At 67.4% G+C, this 18,218-nt stretch carries 19 protein-coding genes; 13 read left to right on the forward strand and 6 right to left on the reverse strand.

Annotation, left to right across the window (positions count from 1 at the left end):
• Nucleotides 1–120 precede the first annotated feature (120 nt).
• Together ETD86_RS21220 and ETD86_RS21225 are read right to left on the reverse strand one after the other, a co-directional pair.
• Complete coding sequence (locus ETD86_RS21220) at nt 121–1,200, reverse strand: inositol-3-phosphate synthase (RefSeq protein ID WP_138667898.1); 1,080 nt, start codon at nt 1,198–1,200, stop codon at nt 121–123.
• A gap of 13 nt (nt 1,201–1,213) precedes the next feature.
• Nucleotides 1,214–1,804 (reverse strand): PadR family transcriptional regulator, encoded by a 591-nt coding sequence (locus ETD86_RS21225; RefSeq protein WP_138667899.1) that lies wholly within the window; start codon nt 1,802–1,804, stop codon nt 1,214–1,216.
• A 134-nt stretch (nt 1,805–1,938) separates the two neighbouring features.
• On the opposite strand from ETD86_RS21225, the gene ETD86_RS21230 reads away from it, so the two are divergent.
• The 4 genes from ETD86_RS21230 (at nt 1,939) to ETD86_RS21245 (ending at nt 7,403) form a co-directional block, all read left to right on the forward strand.
• Nucleotides 1,939–2,325, forward strand: a complete 387-nt coding sequence (locus ETD86_RS21230) for a DUF5318 family protein (protein WP_138667900.1) — start codon at nt 1,939–1,941, stop codon at nt 2,323–2,325.
• Between the two features lie 232 nt (nt 2,326–2,557).
• A complete protein-coding gene (locus ETD86_RS21235) occupies nt 2,558–5,020 on the forward strand; it encodes a transglycosylase domain-containing protein (RefSeq protein WP_170223186.1) in 2,463 nt (820 codons plus the stop codon).
• The gene (locus tag ETD86_RS21240) at nt 5,017–6,339 is read left to right on the forward strand and encodes a glycosyltransferase family 87 protein (protein ID WP_138667902.1); all 1,323 of its coding nucleotides are present in this window, start codon (nt 5,017–5,019) and stop codon (nt 6,337–6,339) included. Before ETD86_RS21235 ends, ETD86_RS21240 begins: the two co-directional genes overlap by 4 nt.
• On the forward strand, nt 6,336–7,403 hold the full coding sequence (locus ETD86_RS21245) for a mannosyltransferase family protein (RefSeq protein ID WP_138667903.1): 1,068 nt from the start codon (nt 6,336–6,338) through the stop codon (nt 7,401–7,403). Before ETD86_RS21240 ends, ETD86_RS21245 begins: the two co-directional genes overlap by 4 nt.
• Nucleotides 7,404–7,466: 63 nt before the next feature.
• Here ETD86_RS21245 and ETD86_RS21250 read toward each other — a convergent pair whose 3' ends face one another.
• A complete protein-coding gene (locus tag ETD86_RS21250) occupies nt 7,467–8,210 on the reverse strand; it encodes a deoxyribonuclease IV (RefSeq protein WP_211370208.1) in 744 nt (247 codons plus the stop codon).
• A 296-nt stretch (nt 8,211–8,506) separates the two neighbouring features.
• On the opposite strand from ETD86_RS21250, the gene ETD86_RS55295 reads away from it, so the two are divergent.
• Nucleotides 8,507–8,683 carry a hypothetical protein gene (locus tag ETD86_RS55295; protein WP_170223187.1) on the forward strand — a complete coding sequence of 59 codons (177 nt, stop codon included), beginning with the start codon at nt 8,507–8,509 and terminating at the stop codon, nt 8,681–8,683.
• 49 nt (nt 8,684–8,732) lie between these two features.
• On the opposite strand, the gene ETD86_RS21255 is transcribed toward ETD86_RS55295, so the two are convergent.
• The gene (locus ETD86_RS21255; RefSeq protein ID WP_246148053.1) at nt 8,733–9,047 is read right to left on the reverse strand and encodes a UbiA prenyltransferase family protein; all 315 of its coding nucleotides are present in this window, start codon (nt 9,045–9,047) and stop codon (nt 8,733–8,735) included.
• Nucleotides 9,048–9,239: 192 nt separating this feature from the next.
• Here ETD86_RS21255 and rpsF point away from each other — a divergent pair, with 192 nt between their 5' ends.
• From rpsF to ETD86_RS21290, 7 genes are all read left to right on the forward strand, one after another.
• On the forward strand, nt 9,240–9,530 hold the full coding sequence (gene rpsF, locus ETD86_RS21260; protein ID WP_055504125.1) for a 30S ribosomal protein S6: 291 nt from the start codon (nt 9,240–9,242) through the stop codon (nt 9,528–9,530).
• Between the two features lie 78 nt (nt 9,531–9,608).
• Nucleotides 9,609–10,154, forward strand: coding sequence for a single-stranded DNA-binding protein (locus tag ETD86_RS21265; protein ID WP_138667904.1), 546 nt, complete (start codon nt 9,609–9,611; stop codon nt 10,152–10,154).
• Between the two features lie 62 nt (nt 10,155–10,216).
• Nucleotides 10,217–10,453 carry a 30S ribosomal protein S18 gene (gene rpsR, locus ETD86_RS21270; RefSeq protein WP_020543048.1) on the forward strand — a complete coding sequence of 79 codons (237 nt, stop codon included), beginning with the start codon at nt 10,217–10,219 and terminating at the stop codon, nt 10,451–10,453.
• A gap of 15 nt (nt 10,454–10,468) precedes the next feature.
• Nucleotides 10,469–10,915, forward strand: a complete 447-nt coding sequence (gene rplI, locus ETD86_RS21275; RefSeq protein ID WP_138667905.1) for a 50S ribosomal protein L9 — start codon at nt 10,469–10,471, stop codon at nt 10,913–10,915.
• A 255-nt stretch (nt 10,916–11,170) separates the two neighbouring features.
• A complete protein-coding gene (locus ETD86_RS21280) occupies nt 11,171–12,022 on the forward strand; it encodes an ABC transporter substrate-binding protein (protein ID WP_138667906.1) in 852 nt (283 codons plus the stop codon).
• Nucleotides 12,019–12,858 carry an amino acid ABC transporter permease gene (locus tag ETD86_RS21285; protein WP_138667907.1) on the forward strand — a complete coding sequence of 280 codons (840 nt, stop codon included), beginning with the start codon at nt 12,019–12,021 and terminating at the stop codon, nt 12,856–12,858. Before ETD86_RS21280 ends, ETD86_RS21285 begins: the two co-directional genes overlap by 4 nt.
• Nucleotides 12,859–12,987: 129 nt before the next feature.
• Nucleotides 12,988–13,731, forward strand: a complete 744-nt coding sequence (locus ETD86_RS21290; RefSeq protein ID WP_138667908.1) for an amino acid ABC transporter ATP-binding protein — start codon at nt 12,988–12,990, stop codon at nt 13,729–13,731.
• On the opposite strand, the gene ETD86_RS21295 is transcribed toward ETD86_RS21290, so the two are convergent.
• Both ETD86_RS21295 and ETD86_RS21300 read right to left on the reverse strand, forming a co-directional pair.
• Nucleotides 13,728–15,194 carry an APC family permease gene (locus ETD86_RS21295; RefSeq protein ID WP_246148054.1) on the reverse strand — a complete coding sequence of 489 codons (1,467 nt, stop codon included), beginning with the start codon at nt 15,192–15,194 and terminating at the stop codon, nt 13,728–13,730. The two genes, ETD86_RS21290 and ETD86_RS21295, sit on opposite strands and share 4 nt — an antisense overlap.
• A gap of 67 nt (nt 15,195–15,261) precedes the next feature.
• Complete coding sequence (locus tag ETD86_RS21300; protein WP_138667909.1) at nt 15,262–16,563, reverse strand: MATE family efflux transporter; 1,302 nt, start codon at nt 16,561–16,563, stop codon at nt 15,262–15,264.
• A 284-nt stretch (nt 16,564–16,847) separates the two neighbouring features.
• Between ETD86_RS21300 and dnaB the strand changes: the two genes are divergently transcribed.
• Nucleotides 16,848–18,215 carry a replicative DNA helicase gene (gene dnaB / locus ETD86_RS21305; protein WP_246148055.1) on the forward strand — a complete coding sequence of 456 codons (1,368 nt, stop codon included), beginning with the start codon at nt 16,848–16,850 and terminating at the stop codon, nt 18,213–18,215.
• Nucleotides 18,216–18,218 lie beyond the last annotated feature (3 nt).

Below are 18,218 nucleotides of genomic sequence, written 5' to 3' on the forward strand. Positions count from 1 at the left end.
ACCCTCCCCCCGGCCGCCCGCTGACGGACCACCCTCGTGGTCGGTGGCGCGGCGCGCGGCATGAAGAAGGCGCCGCACCCGAAAACGGGCGCGGCGCCGTAGGCCGGATGGGTCAGCGGGTCACCGCTCGACCTCACCCCGGATGAACTTCTCGACGTACTCCCGAGCCTCATCGTCCGAGAACTGCTGCGGCGGCGACTTCATGAAGTACGAGGACGCCGACAGGATCGGCCCGCCGATCCCCCGATCGAGGGCGATCTTGGTGGCCCGCACCGCGTCGATGATGATTCCCGCCGAATTAGGCGAGTCCCAAACCTCGAGCTTGTACTCCAAGTTGAGCGGTGTGTCGCCGAACGACCGCCCCTCGAGCCGCACGTACGCCCACTTCCGGTCGTCCAGCCACGGCACGTGGTCCGACGGCCCGATGTGCACGTCGGCCTTGCCCATCTCGTGCGGGATCTGCGAGGTGACCGACTGCGTCTTCGAGATCTTCTTGGACTGGAGCCGTTTGCGCTCCAGCATGTTCATGAAGTCCATGTTGCCGCCGAAGTTGAGCTGGTACGTGCGCAGCAGCTCAACGCCACGGTCCTCGAACAGCTTGGCCAGAACCCGGTGCGTGATCGTGGCGCCGACCTGCGACTTGATGTCGTCACCGACGATCGGCACCCCCGCCTCGGTGAACTTCTCCGCCCACACCGGGTCGGAGGCGATGAAGACCGGCAGCGCGTTCACGAATCCGACGCCCGCGTCGATGGCGCACTGCGCGTAGAAGCGGTCGGCCTCCTCGGAGCCCACGGGCAGGTAGGAGACCAGGACGTCGACCTGGCTGTCCCTGAGCACCTGCACCACGTCGACGGGCGCCTCGTCGGACTCCTCGATGATCTCCCGGTAGTACTCACCCAGGCCGTCGAAGGTATGACCACGCTGGACGGTCACCCCCAGCGGCGGCACATCCGTGATCTTGATCGTGTTGTTCTCGCTGGCGACGATCGCCTCGGACAGGTCCCGGCCGACCTTCTTGGCATCCACGTCGAACGCCGCGACGAACTCGACGTCGCCGACGTGGTAGTCGCCGAACTTCACGTGCATCAGGCCCGGGACCCGTGTGTCCGGGTCGGCGTCCCTGTAGAAGTGGACGCCCTGGACCAGCGACGACGCGCAGTTGCCGACACCGACAATGGCCACGCGAACCGAACCCATCGCACTCGCTCCCTTACTCATCAGTTGACGTGGTATCTCTTTCGGGCCTCTCCTCAGAGGAGGCCCGACGCTCTGTTGCGATCAGCTCGTTCAGCCAGCGCACCTCGCGCTCGACCGACTCGAGCCCATGACGCTGCAGCTCGAGCGTGTAACTGTCGAGGCGCTCCCTGGTGCGCGCCAGTGCGGTCCGCACGGCGTCGAGCCGCTCCTCAAGCCGGCTACGGCGGCCTTCGAGTATGCGCAAGCGCACTTCGGCCTCGGTGTGGCGGAAGAACGCGAAGTGCACACCGAAGCTCTCGTCCTCCCACGCGGAAGGCCCGGCTTGCGTCAGCATCTCCTGCAGCCGTTCCTTGCCCTCGGCGGTCAGCTTGTAAACGATCTTTGATCGGCCGCCGACGATCGTGGCGGGAGCGGGCTGCTCCTCCGCGATGAGCCCTTGAGCCAGAAGCGATCGAAGACACGGATAGAGCGATCCGTAGGAGAACGCGCGGAACATCCCCAGCAGGGCGTTGAGCCGTTTGCGCAGCTCATAGCCGTGGAGTGGAGTCTCGTGCAGCGACCCGAGCACGGCCAGTTCCAAGACCCTGCCCTGTCCGCCGGCCATGGGAACCGCCCTCCTCTCGCGTCGATGTATCGAGCCGATACATCCCCAGGATACGTCGGTCCGCTATATCGCTGCAATCTATGGATTTCCCAAGTCGTTGGGACGATCGCCCGAAACGCCGTAGTCTGGCGCTCATGTGGTCACAGCGAAGGGTGGTGGATTACGGCCTCGCGAAAAAGGCGGCCGTCCGCTCCGTTCGCGCCGGGCGTACTTCGCGCGGCGACGTTTGTGACGCACAGCCGTACCTCCTTCGCGCGGCGCGCCACTTCGGCGAGCCGACCGAACGCCTCTGCCCGGTCTGCGAGAGGGAGAACGTCACCAATGTGACCTATGTCTATGGGGATGCCCTCGGTAGGCATGCCGGACAGGCAAAGGTCACGTCGGAACTCGCCACCATGGCCCATGATTACGATGAGTTCCGGGTGTACGTCGTCGAGGTCTGTCAAGGTTGTTCCTGGAACCACCTGACGGTTTCGTACGTCCTCGGCAACGGACCGCCTGACCTCTTCGGTCAAGCGTGAAGACCGAGGGCGGCGAGGAACCTCACGCCCAACCGCCGTTTTTGTTCCGACGACAGTGCGAGGACGTGTGAGTAACAGCATGAATGAGGGAACGCCACGGCCTGGGAGGCGCCGTCGCTCCAGCTCATCCCGTTCTGTGCCCCAGGGTTCTCCACCGCAAACCGGCGAACCCTCCCGGGGTTCCGGCCAGCCGCAGCGTCGTCCGGAAGCCGCTTTCGAGCAGACGGGCGCGATGGCCGCGCAGCCGTACGACGGCTCGCCCCAGCCGCGGCGGGACGACCCCGCGACCCAGCGCGGCGACCAGCCGCCGCCGCGCTCGCGCTCACGCGCCCGCCAGGACACGAACACGGTGAGTAATCAGGAGACCGTGGTCTCCGAAAGCCCGCGGCGCTCGCGACGGAGGCCGGGGCAGGGCGGACCGCCGGAGCCCCCTGGGCCGCCGGGGCCGCCGAAGAAGAACCCGGGCGGCTGGCGCAGGTTCGTGCCCAGCTGGAAGATCGTCATGGCCGGATTCGTGGTGATCACGGCCGGGCTCTTCGGCATGATCATGGTGGCGTACGCCAACACCCACGTGCCCACGGGCACTCAGGACGAGGCGATCGCGCAGCAGAGCACGATCTACTACAGCGACGCCAAGACCCCGATCGCCCACCTCGGGATGAAGCGGGAGATCATCGAGCTGGAGCAGATGGCCCCGCAGGTCAGGGACGCCACGATCGCCATCGAGAACCAGTCGTTCTACGAGGACTCCGGCATCTCCATCCCCGGCATGATCCGGTCGCTGTACATGACCGCGACCGGGCAGCAGCTCCAGGGCGCCTCGACGATCACCCAGCAGATGGCGCGCAATTACTACGACGGCCTGAGCCAGGAAGTCTCGATCAAGCGCAAGATCAATGAGATCTTCGTCGCGGTCAAGCTCGACGACACCCTGACCAAGGACGAGATCCTGAAGCGCTACCTCAACACGGTCAACTTCGGCCGGGCCTACGGCGTTGAGGCTGCTTCGAAGGCGTACTTCGGCGAAAGGGTCACCGCCGCGAAGCTGACCCCCGAGCAGGGCGCCTATCTCGCCGCGCGAATCCAGCAGCCCAACTGGAAGGCCGACGAGCCCGCGCTGAGGGCCCGGTTCAAGGCCGTCATCGACAACATGGCCATGCTCTGGCCGGAGAAGTACGGCAACCTCCCGCAGACCGCGAAGTTCCCCGCGACGGCCAAGGCCAGCAACGACAACGAGCTGGGCGGCATCAAGGGCTACATGGTGACGGAGGTGCTCAAGGAGCTCGAGGCCCGCGGTCTCACCGGCGACGAGATCAGGAGCGGCGGCTACGAGATCATCTCCACCTTCGACAAGAGGCTCATGAAGGCCGCGAGGGACGCGGTGACGAGCACGATGCGGGGGATGAGCAAGGAGTACCACGCGGGCCTGGCGGCGGTGAACCCGAAGAACGGCCGCGTCGTGGCGTTCTACGGCGGCACCAACTACGTGACGGACCCGTGGAACGAGCCCTTCCAGTCCAAGAAGCAGGCCGCGTCCGCGTTCAAGCCGTACGTGCTGGCCGCGTGGCTGCAGGCCGGCTACTCGCTCAAGAGCTACGTGCCAGGCAATGAGACCGTGCCGAAGGAGCTCCCCGGCGTGCAGGAGGAGGGCATCAGGAACAGCCACAACGTCGGCCGCTCCGTCGACGTGGTCAAGGCGACCGCCCAGTCGGTCAACACCGCGTTCGTTTCAATGGCCTTCGCCCTGCCCAACAAGCTCGACGATGTGAAGAACCTCGTCACGGCGGCCGGGTTCAACGAGAAGGACATGCAGGACGACGTCGACGTCCACAGCTACCAGTTCGCCATCGGCAGCGCCCCGGTGACCCCGGTAGAGCAGGCCGCGGGCTACTCGATTTTCGCCAACGGCGGCAAGTACACCCGCCACCACGTGGTCATCGAAGTCCGGCTGAACAAGCAGGTGGTCTACGGGGAGCAGAAGCCCACCAAGAACGTCATCGACGCCGGGGTCGCCGCCGACTCGACGGTGGCCATGCAGGAGGTGCTGCGCAGCGGCACCGCGGCGGGCAAGGGGCTGGGCAGCCGTCCCGCTGCGGGCAAGACCGGCACCAACAACGACGAGAACGGCGCCTGGTTCGTCGGTTACACGCCGCAGTACTCCACCGCGGTCGGGTTCTACCGGGAGGAGTGCAGGACGAAGAGCGGCAAGGTCGTCCCGCCCCTGCACTCCAACTGCCCCATCACGCCCGGCGGCAAGCCGAGCAAGAAGTACGACATCAACAACCCGTACACCCGGCCGCATGAGGTGTCCCTGGGCTTCGAGGGCGCCGGTCCGCCCACGATCGCCTGGCAGAAGTTCATGCTGGCCGCCCACCAGGGCAAGCCGATCGAGCAGTTCCCGCAGAAGGCCGAGGTCGGCCTGCCGGAGAACATCGTGCCGAGCCCGACGCCCACGCCGACGCCGTCAGCCGACGACAACCCGTTCACCGACGAGGACCCGTTCGGCGACGACCCCGGCACCGGCGAAGACGGCTGCCTCTTCCCGCCGTGCGGCAACACCCCCACCGGTGACGACCCCACTGTCGACGATGACGGCACCACCGACGACGGGTTCCCGCAGGGCGGCGACGACGGAGGGTTCGGCGGCGGTCTGGCGCCCGCACCACGGCCCACTGGCCGGATCGAGGGTCAGTGACGAGCACTGAGGCACGCGTCCCGCTGATGGCGCGTGCCGTGCCGTACCTTCCCCTGGGGCTGTTCGCGGCCCTGGGGGCGACGCTCGCGTACGTGGTGCGGCTGCCGTGCCGCACCGGGGGCTGGAACGACCAGGTCTCGACGTACACGAACTTCTGCTACACCGACATCTACCCGCTCTACTTCGACCGGCAGCTGGCCACCCAGAACCCCTACTTCGCCCAGGTGGACTTCGACAAGCAGGTCGAGTACCCGGTGGTTCTGGGCGAGGTCATGCAGGTGATCAGCTGGATCTCCCGGACGCTCGAGATCGACCGGGTCGCGCAGGCGGTCAAGTTCTACGACCTGACGGTGATCCTGCTCGGCATGTGCCTCGTGGCCGGCGTGCTGCTGATGGCGGCGGTGGCCGGGCCGGCGCGGCGGTGGGACGCGCTCTGGTACGCGATCTCGCCGGCCGTGGTGCTGGCCGCGTACATCAACTGGGACCTGGTCGCGGGCGCGCTGTCGATGGGCATGCTACTGGCCTGGGCGCGGCGCCGGCAGGCGCTCGCCGGGGTGCTGCTGGGGCTGGCGATCGCGACGAAGTTCTACCCGCTCATGTTCGTGGGCGCGTTGTTCCTGCTCACGTGGCGTACCGGGCGATGGCGGCCGTTCCTGGTCACGATGGCCTCGGCGGCGGGCACCTGGATCGTGGTGAACGCGCCGTTCATGATCTTCGCTTGGGAGGGGTGGCGCAGGTTCTACGTCTTCTCCCAGGAGCGTGGGGTGGACTGGGGCTCGCCGTGGTTGTTCTTCCAGAACAAGGGCTGGCCCATTCTCGGCGAGTGGGACGTCAGCACGCTCGGCATGTTGTCGCTGGGCGTCCTGTGCCTGGGCATCGCCGTGCTGACGCTGGCCGCGCCGCACCGGCCGCGGCTGGCACAGATCTGCTTTCTGGCGCTGGCCGCCTTCATGATGACGAACAAGGTGTGGTCGCCGCAGTTCGTGCTCTGGCTGGTGCCGTTCGCGGTGCTGGCCAGGCCCAACTGGAAGCCGCTCGCGCTCTGGCAGCTGGCCGAGGTCTGGTACTTCGCCGCCATCTGGCTCTACCTGCTCTCGCAGCCGCCGCTGGACCGGGACGACCTGGGAATCGGCGATGACACGTACTTCACCGCCGTCTGGGGTCGCATCATCACCATCGGGATCATGATGGCGTTCGTGGTGCGGGACATCCTGCGGCCCGACAAGGACGTGGTCCGGCAGGCCGACATCGACGATCAGGGAGGCGGCGTCTTCGACGACGCGCCTGACCGGTTCACGCTGGCGTCCGCCGTACGATGATCACTCGCTCGGCGGGCCGGGACGCACTGCTGCTCTGGTTCGGCTCGCGGGCGGGGCTGCTGATCGCGACGTTGTTCGGCGTGACGCTGGGCGAATATCTAGATAAGTGGCGCAAGTGGGATGCCGGGCTGTTCATCACGATCGCCCAGTACGGCTACGACGGCGAGCCAGGCAGACCGGCGGATGAGGGGTTGCCCGCATTCTTCCCTGGCCTGCCGGCCGTGCTGCGCGTGGTGCACCTCGTGGTGCCGGACTGGGAGGCGGCCGGGCTGCTCGTCTCGCTCGTCGCGGGCGCGGTGGCCATGGTGGCGCTGGCCAGGCTGGCCGAGTACGAGGGCGCGAACGGGTGGATGGCGGTGCTGGCGCTGCTGGCCTTCCCGATGGCGGTGTTCCTGGCCGCGGGTTACAGCGAGGGGCTCTTCCTGGCCTTCGCCATTCCCGCGTGGCTGGCCGCCAGGCAGGGGCACTGGGCGCAGGCCGCGCTGCTCGCGGCCGGGGCCTCGTGCGTGCGGATCACGGGGTTGTTCCTGGCGCTCGCGCTCGTCGTGGAGTTTTTCATGCGCCGGGAGTCGCCCGCCCGCTTGGCCGGGTGGCTGGTCGTGCCGTTCCTGCCGCTGGTGGCGTACTCGTATTACCACTACAGCAGGTCGGGCGACTGGCTGGCGTGGAAGCACGCGCAGGAGGCCGGCTGGGGGCGCGAGTTCGAGTGGCCGTGGGAGGCGTGGAAGACGACCTGGCGCTCGGCCATGGGGACCGACGACTTCGCGGTGGCCTTCCGCATGGAGATCGCCGGGGCCGTGGTGGTCGTCGCGGTGCTGGTGTGGCTGCTCGTGCTGCGCAGGTGGAGCGAGCTGGTCTACACGGGAGCGCAGGCCGCGGCGCTGATGACCTCGGCGTACTACCTGTCGATCCCGCGCTCGCTGGTGTTGTGGTTCCCGCTGTGGGTGCTGGTCGCGAAGGCCGGGACGAGAAACACGTGGGTGTTCGTGCTCTACGGCCTGATCTCGGGGCCGCTCATGCTGGTGAACACCGCCCGGTTCCTCAGCGGGGCGTGGGCGGGGTAATCCATATACCCGTTTCTTCGTCTCGGTAATCCAGGGAAGTTATCCACAGGCTGTGTATATTCGCTAGAGGTTCTTCCTCAGGAACGCGATGTCGTCCGCCTGGCCGGCGGCAGGCGTCTCCACCACGATCGGGGTATCGGCCGCCCGGCAGACCGCCAGGATCAACTCGGAGTCGATCCTGCCCTGGCCGAGATTGGCGTGACGGTCGGCGCCGGAGTCGAACTCGTCGCGCGAGTCGTTGCAGTGAACCAGGTCGATGCGGCCGGTGATGGCCTTGACCCGGTCGACCAGGTCGACCAGCTCCTCGCCGCCCGCGTGGGCATGGCAGGTGTCGAGGCAGAAGCCCACGTCGAACCCGTCGAGCGCGTCCCAGAGCCGGGCGATGCGCTCCAGCTTGCGCGCCATCGCGTTGCCGCCGCCCGCGGTGTTCTCGATCAGCACGGGGATCGGGCACTCCATGCGCTCGAACACCTTGCGCCAGTTGTCGAACCCCTTCTGCGGGTCGTCGCTCTTGTTGACGTGGCCGCCGTGCACGATCAGCGCCTTGGCGCCCAGTCCCGCGGCCGCCTTCAGGTGCTGCTCCAGCAGCTTGCGACTGGGGATCCTGATGCGGTTGTTGGTGGTCGCCACATTGATCAGGTACGGCGCGTGAATGTAGATGTCCACACCCTGGACCGGCTTGGCGGGCAGCACGGGCTTGTCGTAACCCTGGGGGTCGCCGAGGAAGAACTGCACCACCTCGGCCCCGACCTCCTCGGCATGAGCGGCGGGGTCGTCCTGATCGACATGAGCTCCGATGCGCACCATGTCACGAGCTTATCCGGAGCGGCGAGCCTGGGGCGGAGAGCGGCAGCTTGCGTGACCAGCGGAGCCCCGTGCGAGCGCGACCATGAGCAGGCGCGGCGAGCCTGGGGCGGAGAGCGGCAGCTTGCGTGACCAGCGGAGCCCCGTGCGAGCGCGACCATGAGCAGGTGCGGCGAGCCTGGGGCGGAGAGCGGCGGCTCGCGTGACGGGCGAGGCGCTGTGCGAGCGCTACCAGGAGTGCGTTTGCACGCAGGGCGCTCGGGCAGTCGCAGTGCACCCCCTACCCGAGGAGAAACAATATGACAAGGTGGCGCTGGCGGGCGCTGATCTTATTGGTTTACGTGATCATCGGGATCTACGTGGCCTGGGTGTACGACTACATCACGGCGGGGCTGCTCAGGGAGCTCGCGGAGGCGCTGCTCGCGGTGTTCCTCTGGTTCCTCGTCCTGCTCGGAATCGACCTGAACATCGGGTGAACGACATAGATGAACGGCCCCGGACTTCGCGAACCGGGGCCGTTGCTCGTCAGTGGGGGAGGAACCCGCCGTGGGCGATGCCGAGCGCGGCCCCGACGAACGATCCCACGAGTCCGACGATGTTGAGCGAACGTTGCGGCGTGGTCTCGGAGAGGTACTGCGAGTAGAGACCGACGCCGAAGCCGAGTGTGCCGAACCAGGCCGAGATGGCGTGGGCGGAGATCCAGAACGTCGAGACGAACGCCACGAGGCCGCACGCGAGCGTCACGATGGCCAGGACGTTCTCGACCGGGTGCGGACGTCCGTCCGTGTTGAGCGTGAGCCTGAACCGCTCCCTCTCGGAGGGTTGAAGCACATGTGGCACAGCCACCACCCCCTCAGGTTTCCTACAGGCCTTCCCACGTACTGGCGGCTGGTAACCTGGGGCACGCTGCGTTGTGATGGGTGACCCGTCACCCCGAGGCGCCGAAATGGGCGCCCCGGTCCAAACGTCAGCGTCCTCCTGTCACGGCAGAGTGTCGTGACCGCAAGAGTCCAGAGGAGGTTGGAGTCCCGTATGCGTCGTTACGAAGTAATGGTCATCCTGGACCCTTCGCTCGATGAGCGCACGGTCGCGCCGTCCCTTGACCAGTTCCTCACCGTGGTCCGCAACGACGGCGGCACTGTGGAGAAGGTCGACGTCTGGGGTCGTCGTCGGCTCGCCTACGACATCAACAAGAAGTCCGAGGGCATTTACGCCGTCATCGACCTGTCCGCGGAGCCCGCGACGGTCAAGGAGCTCGACCGCCAGATGAACCTCAACGAGGGGATCCTGCGCACCAAGGTCCTGCGCCCGGACGTGCACTAACCCCGGCTTTTTGTCGGGGAACACCCGTAGTCTGAGCCGTAACCCAAGCGAAGGCGTGCAGGAAGGCGAGCGCTAGCCATGGCAGCAGGCGACACCGTAATCACCATCGTCGGCAACCTCGTCGACGACCCGGAGCTGCGCTTCACCCCGACGGGGCAAGCGGTGGCTCGATTCCGCATCGCGTCCACTCCGCGGTTCATGGATCGCCAGACCAACGAGTGGAAGGATGGCGAGAGCCTCTTTCTGACCTGCAACGTGTGGCGGCAGGCGGCGGAGAACGCCGCCGAGAGCCTCCAGCGCGGCATGCGGGTCATCGTGCAGGGGCGGCTCAAGCAGCGGTCTTACGAGACCAAGGAAGGCGAGAAGCGCACGGTCTACGAGGTCGAGGTCGACGAGGTCGGCCCGTCTCTGCGTAACGCCACCGCCAAGGTCAACCGCACCTCCCGTCAGGGCGGTGGCGGCGGCTTCGGCGGCGGCCCGGCCGACGACCCGTGGGCCTCTGCCACGCCCGCCTCGCCCCAGGGCGGCGGCGGTGGTGGCGGCGGTTACGGCGGCGGCGGCCAGCAGGGCGGCGGCTTCGGCGGCGGCGGCGGCAACGACTTCAGCGACGAGCCTCCCTTCTAGTCCACATCCACAAGTCCGAGTCCATTCCCGCCCTAAGGCGGGGCTCTGAAAGGAGCACCACGATGGCTAAGCCGGCACTGCGCAAGCCCAAGAAGAAGGTTTGCCTGTTCTGCCACGACAAGATCTCCTACGTCGACTACAAGGACACGGCGCTGCTGCGGAAGTTCATCTCCGACCGCGGCAAGATCCGTGCGCGCCGGGTGACGGGCAACTGCACCCAGCACCAGCGTGACGTGGCGACCGCGATCAAGAACGCCCGTGAGGTGGCTCTGCTGCCCTACACGAGCACCGCGCGCTAAGGAGGACTTGTCGATATGAAGCTCATCCTCACCAACGAGGTCTCCGGCCTCGGCGCCCCCGGCGACGTCGTCGAGGTCAAGGACGGCTACGGCCGCAACTACCTCATCCCGCGCGGCTTCGCCATGCGCTGGACCCGCGGGGCCGAGAAGCAGATCGAGACCCTCAAGAAGGCTCGTGACGCTCGCGAGATCCGCGACCTGGGCACCGCCAAGGAGGTCGCCGGCCAGCTCGGCGCCCTTCGCGTGCGCCTGACCACCCGCGCGGGTGACTCCGGTCGCCTGTTCGGCTCGATCACCACGGGCGACATCGCCGACGCCGTCAAGGCCGCCGGCGGGCCCGTGCTCGACCGCCGCCGCATCGAGATCCCCAACCCGATCAAGAGCGTCGGCTCCCACCGCGTCACCGTCAAGCTCCACCCGGAGGTATCTGCCTCTGTGGATGTTGAGGTCGTCGCGGGCTGACCGTTTGGCGATCAGGGCCCCCTCCGTTAGGAGCGGGGCCCTTTTCATTCCTTACGCGGTGCCGTGGCAAGCCACTCGCCGCAGCAGGCTGATGGCCCTCCAGAAAACGGCCTCTGACCCTTCACCGGCTGAGCGCCGTTACGCGAGCCCAACCTTGCCCGATTGCCGTGACGAGGGATGCCCAGGGGCGTAATTTCCTATTCGGGCAGCGTAGAATGCCTTAGTTCTTAGGACGTTCCCCCTGGAGGCAAGGCCATGGCCCGTTCCTTCATGCTGCTTGCGCTGGCCGTGGCGGTGGTTGGTTGTGCGCCGGTCGACAACTCGGCGAGCACGGCATCCGCCAGTCCGTCCACTGCTTGTACCAAAGAGCAGCTCGCGCTGGTCAATCCCGGGAGGCTGACCATCGGGACGGACAAACCCGCTTACGATCCCTGGTTCAAGGACGATGACCCGAGTAATGGGCAGGGGTTCGAGAGCGCGGTCGCGTTTGCCGTGGCGGGGGAGCTGGGCTTCGATCGGAGCGAGGTGCAGTGGAGCACCGTCAAGTTCGATTCGGCCTTCGCGCCTGGGGAGAAACAGTTCGACTTCGACATCAACCAGGTGTCGATCACGCCTGCGCGGGCGCAGGCGGTGGACTTCAGCAACGGGTACTACACCGTCAAGCAGGCCGTCGTCGCGATCGACGGTGGTAAGTACGCCGGGGCGAAGAGTCTGGCCGAGTTGAAGGACGCGAAGATCGGTGTGCAGGTCGGGACCACCTCGCTCGCGGCCGTCAAGGAGATCATTCAGCCTGCTGACGATCCCAACGTCTACAACGAGCAGATCGACGCCGTGACCGCGTTGAAGAACAAGCAGGTGGACGCGCTGGTCGTGGACCTGCCGACGGCGTTCTACGTGACGGCCGCGCAGGTGGAGAATTCCAAGATCGTGGGGCAGTTCAGCTCGACGGGCGGCACACCGGAGGAGTTCGGGCTGGTCATGGCGAAGGGCAGCGCGCTCAAGCCGTGCGTGGACAAGGCTGTGGACGCGCTGAAGTCCAAGGGTGAGCTGGCCAAGATCGAGGAGCAGTGGCTCGGCTCGGCCGTCGGCGCTCCCGAGCTGAAATGAGCGACTGGGTCAAATCCGAGCGGCAACTCCAGCGGGAGCAGGTACGCCGGTCGTACGCCCGCCGCTCGGCCTCGATCGCGACGGCCTCGACGATCGTGTTCATCGTCCTGGTCGTGTGGGGGGTCTCGAACGCGCCGGGCTGGCCGCGGGTGCGGGAGACGTTCTTCAACGGGGAGCGGTTCGCCGCGGCGTTGCCGGACGTGCTGAGCGGCTTCCTGCTCAATGTCAAGATCTTCCTCATCGCCGAGGTGCTGATCTTGGTCGTAGGGCTGCTGGTGGCGCTGGCCAGGGGGACCAAGACGCCCGCGTTCTTCCCGATCAGGGCGCTGGCCACGCTCTACACCGACCTCTTCCGCGGCGTGCCGACGATCCTGGTGATCTATCTGATCGGGTTCGGACTGCCGGCGTTGAGGTTGCAGGGCATCCCGTCCGACCTGGCGACTCTGGGCATCATCGCGCTGACGTTGTCGTACGGCGCGTACGTGGCCGAGGTGTTCCGCTCCGGCATCGAGTCGATCCACCCGAGCCAGGTGGCGGCGGCGCGCTCGCTCGGGCTGAGCCATGCCAAGACCATGCGGTTCGTCGTGCTGCCGCAGGCCACCCGCAGGGTCGTGCCGCCGCTGCTGAACGACTTCGTCTCGCTGCAGAAGGACACGGCCCTGGTGGCCACCATCGGCCCGCTGGAGGCCCTCAGGCAGGCGCAGATCCACACGCACGACGACTTCAACTACACGCCCTACTTGGCGGCGGCGCTGCTGTTCATCCTCCTCACGATCCCCATGGCCAGGCTCACCGACCACCTGGCCGCCCGCACCCGCAGAAGGCGTGGGGCATGAGCGAGCGAACAATCAGGCACAGCCCTGCCAGGCTCATGGGCCCGGCGAAGGAGGGCACATGAGCGAGCGTAGCGAGCGAACAATCAGGCACAGCCCTGCCAGGTTCATGGGCCCGACGAAGGAGGGCATATGAGCCTGCTGACGATCGAGGGGGTGTGGAAGAACTTTCACGGTCACCACGTGTTGCGCGGCATCGACCTGGAAGTGCACCCGCACGAGGTCGTGAGCCTGATCGGGGCCTCCGGCTCGGGCAAGTCGACGCTGCTGCGCTGCGTGAACCTCCTGGAGACGGTGGACGACGGCACGATCTTCCTGGACGGCGAGGACATCACGGACCCCCGCGTGAACGTCGACGACACGCGGAAGCGGCTGGGCATCGTGTTCCAGGGGTTCAACCTGTTCCCGCACATGACGGTGCTGGACAACATCACGCTCGCGCCCCGCCGGGTGCACAAGGTCGACAGGGAGCAGGCGGAGGAGCAGGCGCACGAGCTGCTGGCCAAATTCGGGCTGGCGGACAAGGCGCGGGCGTACCCCGACCAGCTGTCGGGCGGGCAGCAGCAGCGGGTGGCCATCATCCGGGCGCTGGCCACGCAGCCCAAGCTGATGTTGCTCGACGAGGTGACCTCGGCGCTCGACCCCGAGCTGGTGGTCGAGGTGCTGGGGATCATCAGGGAGCTCAAGGAGTCGGGCATGACGATGATCCTGACGACGCACGAGATGGGCTTCTGCCGCGAGATCTCGGACATGGTGTGCTTTCTCGACGGCGGCGTGCTGCTCGAGAAGGGGCCCGCTGACAAGATCTTCACGGACCCCGAGAACGCCAGGACCAGGGAGTTCCTGCGGAGTGTGCTGGAGACCAGGCGGTTCTAGCGCCGGTGGCGGCCGCGCGCGGGCTCGACCACCGGGCGGCCCAGGAGGCTGTGGCGGCGGCCGTACACGAGGTAGACCAGGAGGCCGAAGGCCATCCACAGGACGAAGTACGCCCACGTCAGCACCCGCAGGTTCACCATGAGCCAGAGCGTGGCCGCCAGCGAGAGCGCCGGCACGAGCGGCGAGAGCGGCACCCGGAACCCCCGCTCCAGATGCGGCATGCGGCGCCGCATCACGATCACTCCTGCCGCCACGAACGCGAACGCGAACAACGTCCCGATCACCACGAGCTCCTGCAGCGTGAGCACCGGCACGAACTCCGCCAGCACGATCGCCACCAGTCCGATCACCAGCGTCACCCGCGACGGCGTGTGGTAGCGGCGGCTGACCGTCGCCAGGCCGCGGGGGATCAGCCCGTCGCGGGCCATCGAGAACAACACCCGCGTCTGCCCGACGATCAACACCAGGATCACGGTCGTCAACCCGAGCAGCGCGCCCACGTCGATGACGTGCGCCATCCAGTCCACGCCCGCCGCCCGGAACGCGCTGGCCAGCGGCGCCTCCACCGAGATCTTCGTGTACGAGGCCATGCCCACCATGACCAGCGCCACCGCGATGTAGATGACGGTGGCGATCACCAGGCTGCGGATCATGCCCCTGGGCACCGCGCGCGGCGCGTTGACGGTCTCCTCGGCCGCGGTGGCCACGACGTCGAACCCGATGTACGCGAACGCGATGGCCGAGGCCGCCGAGAAGATCCCGAACCAGCCGAACGCGCTGCTCTCGCCGACGATCACCTCCAGCACGGTGGCCGGCGCGGTCGTCAGCGTCTTGGGCGGCACGTAGAACTCACCGAAGTTGCCGGCGTCGAGGTGCGGCAGGCCCACGACGATGACCGCGCCGATGGCCAGCAACTTGGCCGACACCATGATCCACAACGCGCGCAAACCGATCCGGGCGCCCAGTGCCACGATGCCGGTGAGCAGCATCAGGATCACGAGCACGAGGATGTCGGAGACGAGGCCGGGGTTCGGCACGCGGACGCCGAGGTTCGCGATCGCACCGACGGCGATCAGGCCCCACGCCCTGGCCACGACGGCGGCGGCGAACTGCAGCTCCAGGATCAGCGCCCAGCCGATGATCCAGGCCCAGACCTCGCCGAAGATGACGTACGTGAAGGTGTAGGCGCTGCCCGAGGTCGGCATCGTGGATGACAGCTCGGCGTAGCAGAGGCACGCCAGCAGGCAGGCGATCCCCGCGATCATGAAGGAGAGGATCACGCCGGGGCCGGCCGTGGTGGCGGCCTGCTGGCCGGCGATGGAGAAGATGCCGGCGCCGATCATCACACCGAGCCCGAGCACCACCAGGTCGGCCGGGCGGTAGAGCTCGGCCAGGCTGTGCCGGGCGCCGGTGCGGAGGCCGGTCGCCTCCGAAGGAGGTAGCCGTCGAAGAATTGTGGACAATGAACACCCCGCTCAGGGACATCGCCCACAATGTCTCACCACTTGGACAACAGCAAGCACAAGACGGTTACGCCCCGGTTACCAGCCAGGCGGTGCCGGCGGCACGGCGTACGAGGGTGATGAGCCGCGCGATCATCCACACCCCCAGCGCGCACCACAGGGCGACCACGCCGAACCCGGAGGCGAGGAAGGCGGCCGGCAGGTACGCCAGCGTCGTCCACACCCCGGCCCACGCCAGGTAGCGCTGGTCGCCCGCGCCGATCAGCACACCGTCGAGCACGAACACCACCCCGCACACCGGCTGGAACAGCGCCACCGGCCACAGCAGAGCCAGCAGCAACTCGGCGACCTGCGGATCGGCGTCGAACAACCCCGGCAGAACCGGCCTGGCGGCGAGCACGAGCAGGCCGAACACGAGCCCCGACCAGACGCCCCACTGCACCATGCGCTTGGTCGCGGCCCTGGCGGCGGCGACGTCTCCGGCGCCGAGCGAACGCCCCGTGATGGCCTGGCCGGCGATGGCGATGGCGTCCAGCGCGAAGGCGAGCAACGTCCACACCTGAGTGGCGAGGGCGTACGCGGCCAGCGAGACCTCGCCCATCCTGGTGGCGATCACCGTGGCGGCGGTCAGCACGATCCGCAGGCAGAGGGTGCGGATGAACAGCGCGAACCCCGCCGTACCCGCCTGCTTGAGCCCGGCCAGGCCGGGCGTGAGCGGCGCGCCGAGCCGCCGCGCACCCTTGACCACCACGACCAGGTAGACGGCCGCACCGAGCGTCTGAGCCAGCACGGTGCCCCATGCCGAGCCGGCGATGCCCCACCCCAGGCCCAGCACGAACCAGGCGTTGAGCGCCGCGTTGAGCGCGAACGAGCCGACGGCGACGGCCAGCGGCGTGACCGTGTCCTGCAGCCCGCGCAGCACGCCGGTGCCCGCCAGCACGACCAGCAGGCCGGGCGCGCCCAGCAGGCTGATCCGCAGGTACGTCACGGCCTGCGCGCTCTGCTCCGTGCTCGCCCCGAACAACTCCACGACCGTGGGGGCCAGCGGCCAGAACACCGCGATCAGCACCACGCCGATGCCTAACGCCAGCCAGATGCCGTCCACACCGCTGCGCATCGCCCGTACATGCTCGCCCGCACCCGTCTGCCGCGCCACGGACGCCGTCGTGCCGTAGGCGAGGAAGACGCACAGGTTCATCAGCGCCGTGAGGATCGTGCCCGCCACACCCAGCGCGCCCACCGCCGTCGTGCCGAGCCCGTGGCCCACGATGGCGTAGTCGGCGAGCAGGAAGAGCGGCTCGGCAACCAGCGCGCCGAACGCCGGCACGGCCAGCCGCAGAATCTCCTTATCTCTGGGTGTAATGAGCATTTGTCTATTATGAGCCTTACGCGGCGTGTCGGCGAAACTTTCTTTCCTCCACAGCCGGTGGACACTGTTCGCCCAGCTCAGAGGCGCTTTAGTGGATATCGCCAAGAGTTATCCCCAGCTCCGTCCACAGGCCGTTCACACCTTGGGGCCGATAGTGCACAGCTTGACCACAGGGTTGTCCACAGGCCGCGTTGCCGACGGAGCCCGACTCCGCGAAACTGTCAGACCGGTCGACTACAAGTGGGGGTGGTGCGACCGCCTGCAAGGTTGTTCGAGGGGGCGCGGTGAGCATTGACGAAGAGACCGGAGCGGGCCCAGGCCCGGGCCCGGGTTTCGAGCGCACACCCCCGCACAACATCGACGCTGAGCAGTCGGTGCTGGGCGGCATGCTCCTGTCGAAGGACGCGATCGCCGACGTCGTGGAGATCATTCGCTCCGACGACTTCTACCGGCCCGCCCACCAGATGATCTACGAGGTCATCACCGACCTCTACGGCCGGGGCGAGCCCGCCGACGCCGTCACCGTCTTCGACGAGCTGCAGAAGCGCGGGGAGATGGCCAGGGTGGGCGGCGCCGCCTACCTCCACACGCTCACGGCCGTCGTCCCCACAGCGGCCAACGCCGGCTACTACGCCAAGATCGTCCGAGAGCAGGCCATCCTCCGCCGCCTCATCGAGGCCGGCACCCGCATCGTCTCCTACGGCTACGGCGGCCAGAACGAAGAGGTCGACGACCTCGTGGACCGCGCCCAGGCGGAGATCTACAAGGTCACCGAGCGCCGCACCTCCGAGGACTACGCGCCCCTGGCCGACATCATGCCCGGCGCCCTGGACGAGCTGGAGGCCATCGGCAGCCGAGGCGGTCAGATGGTCGGCGTGCCGACCGGCTTCCAGGACCTCGACCAGCTCACCAACGGCCTCCACCCGGGCCAGATGATCGTCGTGGCCGCTCGACCGGCCATCGGGAAAAGCACGCTAGGTCTGGATTTTGCCCGTTCTGCGGCGATCAAGCATGGAATGACCACGGTCATCTTCTCGCTGGAGATGTCCCGCAACGAGATCACCATGCGCTTGTTGTCCGCCGAGGCCCGGGTCGCTTTGCACGCCATGCGGTCGGGGATGATGGGCGACGACGACTGGACGCGCCTGGCCCGGCGGATGAGCGAGGTGGCCGAGGCGCCGCTGTTCATCGACGACTCGCCCAACATGTCGATGATGGAGATCAGGGCCAAGTGCCGGCGGCTCAAGCAGCGTAACGACCTGAGGTTCGTGGTCATCGACTACCTCCAGCTGATGAGCTCGCCGAAGAAGACCGAGAGCCGCCAGAACGAGGTCTCGGAGATCTCTCGTGCCATCAAGCTGCTGGCCAAGGAGCTCGAAGTCCCGGTCATCGCGATCTCCCAGCTCAACCGTGGTCCCGAGCAGCGAACGGACAAACGTCCCCAAGTTAGCGACCTTCGCGAATCCGGATCTATTGAGCAGGACGCGGACATGGTCATCCTGCTGCACCGCGAGGACGCGTACGAGCGGGAGTCGCCGCGGGCGGGGGAGGCGGACCTCATTGTCGCCAAGCACCGTAACGGCCCCACCGCCACGGTGACGGTGGCGTTCCAGGGCCACTACAGCCGCTTCGTGGACATGGCCCAGCACTGAGAC

Origin of the sequence: Nonomuraea turkmeniaca (genome assembly GCF_005889735.1) — a bacterium.
Taxonomy (GTDB): Bacteria; Actinomycetota; Actinomycetes; order Streptosporangiales; family Streptosporangiaceae; genus Nonomuraea; species Nonomuraea turkmeniaca.